General features: G+C 67.9%; 1 protein-coding gene. It reads right to left on the bottom strand.

The window, feature by feature from the left end:
- Nucleotides 1–1,064, bottom strand: a 1,064-nt coding sequence (locus tag AB0I21_RS57530) for a beta-ketoacyl synthase N-terminal-like domain-containing protein (RefSeq protein WP_360574556.1), incomplete at both ends; no start/stop codon positions are given.

Genomic DNA, 1,064 nt, shown 5'->3' with positions numbered 1-1,064 from the left:
CCCACCCGCTGCGAACCCTGACCCGAAAACAACCACCCCACACCAACATCCGCCGCCGGCACCACAGGCAACACCAAACCATCCAACACACCATCAACGGCGACCGCCCGATACGGCAACAACGCCCGCCGCGCCAAACCCGCAGCAATCGCATGCGCCGACACCTCCGGACGCTGCTCAACAAACGCCGCAAGACGCCCGACCTGCGCCTGCAACGCCTCGCGAGAACGCGCCGACAACAACCACACCGCAGGACCGTCAGCAACGGCAGACGGTTCCGGCTCCTCAGCAGCCTGCTCCAAGATCACGTGCGCATTCGTGCCACTCACCCCGAACGACGACACACCCGCCCGACGCGGACGCGCCACCTCCGGCCACACCATGGTCTTCGCCGCCAACTCCACCGCACCCGCCGACCAATCCACCTCCGGCGACGGCGCATCAATGTGCAACGACGACGGCACCACACCATGCCGCATCGCCAACACCATCTTGATCACGCCCGCGACGCCGGCGGCGGCCTGCGTGTGCCCGATGTTCGACTTGACCGACCCCAGCAGGACCGGGCGCTCCCGATCCTGCCCATACGTGGCGAGGACAGCCTGCGCTTCGATCGGGTCACCCAACCGGGTACCCGTGCCGTGCGCCTCCACCACATCCACATCGGCGGCCGACAGACCGGCCGAGGCCAGAGCCTGGCGGATCACCCGCTGCTGCGACGGACCGTTCGGCGCCGTCAAACCGTTCGACGCACCATCCTGATTCACCGCAGAACCACGCACCACCGCCAGAATCCGATGACCGAGACGCCGCGCATCCGACAACCGCTCCACCAACAGCACACCGACGCCCTCGGAGAAGCCCGCGCCGTCGGCCGCCGCTGCGAACGACTTGCACCGGCCGTCCGCGGCCATGCCCTGTTGCCGCGAGAACTCCTGGAAGACGATGGGCGTGGACATCACCGACACCCCGCCGGCGAGCGCGAGGTCGCATTCGCCCGACCGCAACGCCTGCACCGCCAAATGCAACGCCACCAACGACGACGAGCAAGCGGTATCCACCGT

It is taken from the genome of Dactylosporangium sp. NPDC050588, assembly GCF_040654975.1.
Taxonomy (GTDB): domain Bacteria; phylum Actinomycetota; class Actinomycetes; order Mycobacteriales; family Micromonosporaceae; genus Dactylosporangium; species Dactylosporangium maewongense.
Note: the sequence above shows the minus strand (reverse complement) of the source record. Positions and strands in the feature narration are given on the sequence as shown.